Genomic DNA, 3,432 nt, shown 5'->3' with positions numbered 1-3,432 from the left:
AGCATGAGGTGCTTTCCGCCGAGGCGGTCGCCAGCGAGGCGCGCAAGGGCTACGGCATGCTGCTTGTCGGCCTCGGCCGCGCCGTCACTGCCAAGGGCGGCTTCTCGCACCGGCTGAACGAAGTCGCCGGCGCCTTCGACGGGCCGCTCTGCCTGGTGCTGAAGCCGGCGAGCGCCGGTCGCCAGATGCCGAAACTCGATCCCGGATCGGGCAAGATACTGGTGCCGGTCAACGGCACGGCGGTTGCCCGCCGGGGCGCCGAGCTGGCGCTCGCGATAGCGGCGGTTACCGGCGCGCCGGTCAAGATGCTCTATGTCGCGCGCGGGGGCCGCGACGAGCCGCGCGACACCGTCTCGCATCGCCGCCGCGAGGCGGTTTTGCAGGACATCGTCGCGCTCGCAGACCGCTACGGCGTCGAGATCGAGACCGCCATCAGAAGCCGGGCCGCGGCCGCCGACGCCATCGCCCGCCAGGCCGGCCGCAACGTGTCGCTGATCGTCATGGGCGTATCGCGGCGGCAGGGCGAGGAACTCATCTTCGGCGAGACGACGACGGCCGTCCTGCGGCGCGGCCCGTGTCCGGTGGTGCTGATCTCCGACGAGCGGGTGCAACGCGACGAGAGTGAGCGCGAGGCCGTGCGAACGGGGGCGGGGACCGGGTGAAGGGAGAGCCCTCGCTTCAAAGTCGGCCTGGATCGGTTATCTTGCTGCGCAAGGAGGCGTTGATGAGCTTCAGCACAAAACCTCTCGACATGGCCACCTGGCCGGATTTTGCCGCGCTGGTCGAGCGGCACAATGGCGTTTGGGGCGGCTGCTGGTGCATGGCGTTCCACGCCAAGGGTTCGGGCGCGGTGGGCAATCGCGAGGCAAAGGAGGCGCGGGTGCGCGAAGGCAGCACGCATGCCGCGCTCGTCTTCGATGGTTCGGCTTGTGTCGGCTGGTGCCAGTTCGGGCCGACCGGCGAACTGCCGCGCATCAAGCACCTGCGCGCATACGAGGATGGGCAGGCGGTGTTGCCCGACTGGCGCATCACCTGCTTCTTCTCCGACAAGGCCTTTCGCGGCAAGGGCGTGGCCGCGGCAGCCCTTGCCGGCGCACTGGCCGAGATCGGTCGTCTCGGCGGTGGCACGGTGGAAAGCTATCCTGAGGACGCACAAGGGCGCACCGTCGCCGGCGCCTTCCTGCACAACGGCACGCTGGCGATGTTCGAGCGCCAAGGTTTCAGCCGCAACCGCCAGATCGGTAAGCACCGCTGGGTGGTTGAGAAGAGAGTGGCGGCGCGGGGTTGAAGCATATATATGATTATTTGCTAATATATACTGGGAAGGAACGATCAGAACGGGAGAACGACGATGGCCGCCTATCTGATTGCCGATGTCGATATCACCGACATGGCCATGTTCGACGAGTACAGACGCGAAGTCCCGGCGACCGAGGCCCGCTATGGCGGGCACTATCTGGCGCGGGGCGGTGCGACGCGGGTGCTTGAAGGCGACTGGGAGCCGCACCGTCTGGTCATTATCGAGTTTCCCGACATGGCCGCGATCACCGCGTGGTACGACTCGCCGGAGTATGAGAGGCTGAAGCAAATCCGTTTCCGCTGCGCCCACACACGCATCATCGCCCTCGAAGGAGTGGCTCCTGCCTGACGGTCCAAGGCTGACGGCTGCGGTTCACTTGCCTTCGAAGAAGCTGTGGATCGCTTCGTCCAGCTGCTCGATGAGTTCGGCGTTGCGGGTGCTGCCGGCCCAGATCAGCGCGTTGAGCCGCATGTCCTTGTTGAGGAAGTTCACCTTCCTGGTCTCGAGCAGATACTGCGCAACCGCGAAGTGCCGCCCCTTGATGGCTTCGATGAGGGCGCTGTTTCGCCCTGTCTTGTCGGCCGCATTGACGTCCGCGCCATGCTCGACCAGCAGCGTGACGGCATCGAGATGCCCGTTCCGTGCCGCTTCGATCAACGCCGTGCGGCCATAATAGTCGGCGCGCGTGTCGATATCGATCTGAGGGTGTCGCACCAGCGCCTGGATGCAGTCGTAGTGACCCTTGGCCGCGGCCAGGCTCAAAGGCGTGCTCTTCCATTTGTTCCTGGAATTGACGTCGATAGCCGGCCGCGCGATCAAGGCTTCGAGCACTGCCATGCGGGCATTGTGGGCGGCAAGATGCAGCGCAGACCAGCCGCCTTCGTCGGTCTGGTTGATGTCCGCCCCGGCCGCGAGTTCGGCACTTACGGTCTCGGCGTCGCCTTTCTCAGCTGCGACCAGCAGGTCGGACCAATTTCTGGCGTCTTCGGCTTCCAAGCTTGCCGTCACTGCAATGTTCCCCGGAACATGGTTCGTACCGGCAGCAGGCCGGCAGTCATCAGTTTGCGGCTTCCCCGGCTGAAGGTTCCACAGTAACCGGCATCGGGCAAATGGATTTTCGCGCTAGCCAACGCGTGGCTCCGCTCGGTCATTGATTTGAGTGGATGCTAATATAACATAGCCCCTTTCCAAAGGAGCTTGGCATTCCGCGAATGGCCGGCCAGGAGTTGCAGTACCGGACAGCGACCCGCGACGACATCGAACGGATTTCGGCGCTGATGGGGCTGGCGATCGCCGAGCTGCAAAAACCCTTCCTCGATGACGCCCAGATCGAATCCAGCCGCGCCATCATGGGCCTCGACACCCAGCTCATCGATGACGGAACCTACTTTGTCGTGACCTGCGCGGGAGCGCTCGCCGGCTGCGGTGGCTGGAGCAGGCGCTCGACCATGTACGGCGGCGACAAGACGCCCGGGCGCAGCGCGGCATTGCTCGATCCCGCCAGGGACGCCGCGCGCGTCAGGGCGATGTACACGCATCCCGATTTCGTGCGGCGCGGCGTTGGCCGCCTCATCCTGTCCCTTTGCGAGGACGTGGCGCGGAAGGAAGCTTCCGGCGTGTCGAGCTCGGCGCGACGATGGCCGGAGAGCCGCTCTACCGGGCATGCGGCTACCAGCCGGGCAAGAGGATCTTCGACGACACCGGCGGCGCGCCGGTGCCGATCGTGATGATGTGGAAGACGATCTGAGAGGGAGAGCTCGATGGCCGCTTATCTGATTGCAGACGTCGATGTCACTGACATGGCCATGTTCGACGAGTACCGGCGGGAGGTGCCGGCAACCGAGGCTCGCTATGGCGGGCATTATCTCGCGCGCGGCGGCACGACGCGAGTGCTCGAGGGCGACTGGGAGCCGCACCGTCTGGTCATAATCGAGTTTCCCGACATGGCTGCGCTGACCGCGTGGTACGACTCACCGGAGTATGAGAGGCTGAAGCAAATCCGCTTCCGCTGCGCCCACACGCGCATTATCGCCCTCGAAGGAGTGTTGCCGGCTTAAGCGCTGGAACGCGCAATCTCCCCTTGTTTGAGGGGAGATTGGCACCTACAGCGCCTCGTTCACGCCATCTGCAGC

Annotated in this window: 6 protein-coding genes; 5 read left to right on the top strand and 1 reads right to left on the bottom strand. The window is 65.0% G+C overall.

Translation table 11 applies throughout. The features are described from left to right. The 3 genes from EOA28_RS29390 to EOA28_RS29380 form a co-directional block, all read left to right on the top strand. Positions 1 to 662, top strand: a 662-nt coding sequence (locus tag EOA28_RS29390) for a universal stress protein (protein WP_148670925.1), incomplete at its 5' end; no start/stop codon positions are given. Positions 663 to 724: 62 nt separating this feature from the next. Then, positions 725 to 1,288: a GNAT family N-acetyltransferase gene (locus EOA28_RS29385; RefSeq protein ID WP_127253961.1), complete on the top strand. Its 564-nt coding sequence runs from the start codon at positions 725 to 727 to the stop codon at positions 1,286 to 1,288. Positions 1,289 to 1,351: 63 nt separating this feature from the next. Beyond that, positions 1,352 to 1,648, top strand: a complete 297-nt coding sequence (locus tag EOA28_RS29380; RefSeq protein WP_126083347.1) for a DUF1330 domain-containing protein — start codon at positions 1,352 to 1,354, stop codon at positions 1,646 to 1,648. A gap of 24 nt (positions 1,649 to 1,672) precedes the next feature. Here the strand turns inward: EOA28_RS29380 and EOA28_RS29375 are convergent, their stop codons facing one another. Then, entirely contained in the window at positions 1,673 to 2,308 is a 636-nt protein-coding gene (locus EOA28_RS29375; protein ID WP_127251013.1) for an ankyrin repeat domain-containing protein, read from the bottom strand. Positions 2,309 to 2,511: 203 nt separating this feature from the next. Between EOA28_RS29375 and EOA28_RS29370 the strand changes: the two genes are divergently transcribed. Together EOA28_RS29370 and EOA28_RS29365 are read left to right on the top strand one after the other, a co-directional pair. Next, a complete protein-coding gene (locus EOA28_RS29370) occupies positions 2,512 to 3,027 on the top strand; it encodes a GNAT family N-acetyltransferase (protein ID WP_245501620.1) in 516 nt (171 codons plus the stop codon). A gap of 33 nt (positions 3,028 to 3,060) precedes the next feature. Continuing rightward, positions 3,061 to 3,357, top strand: a complete 297-nt coding sequence (locus EOA28_RS29365) for a DUF1330 domain-containing protein (protein WP_127251012.1) — start codon at positions 3,061 to 3,063, stop codon at positions 3,355 to 3,357. Positions 3,358 to 3,432 lie beyond the last annotated feature (75 nt).

The sequence above is a fragment of the Mesorhizobium sp. M2A.F.Ca.ET.067.02.1.1 genome (assembly GCF_004023285.1).
GTDB lineage: Bacteria > Pseudomonadota > Alphaproteobacteria > Rhizobiales > Rhizobiaceae > Mesorhizobium.
Note: the sequence above shows the minus strand (reverse complement) of the source record. Positions and strands in the feature narration are given on the sequence as shown.

What these genes read in the sequence shown, in the direction of transcription:
- EOA28_RS29385 (WP_127253961.1), top strand. Translation starts at nt 725, where the DNA reads ATGAGCTTCAGCACAAAACCTCTCGACATGGCCACCTGGCCGGATTTT.
- EOA28_RS29365 (WP_127251012.1), top strand. Translation starts at nt 3,061, where the DNA reads ATGGCCGCTTATCTGATTGCAGACGTCGATGTCACTGACATGGCCATG.
- EOA28_RS29380 (WP_126083347.1), top strand. Translation starts at nt 1,352, where the DNA reads ATGGCCGCCTATCTGATTGCCGATGTCGATATCACCGACATGGCCATG.
- EOA28_RS29370 (WP_245501620.1), top strand. Translation starts at nt 2,512, where the DNA reads ATGGCCGGCCAGGAGTTGCAGTACCGGACAGCGACCCGCGACGACATC.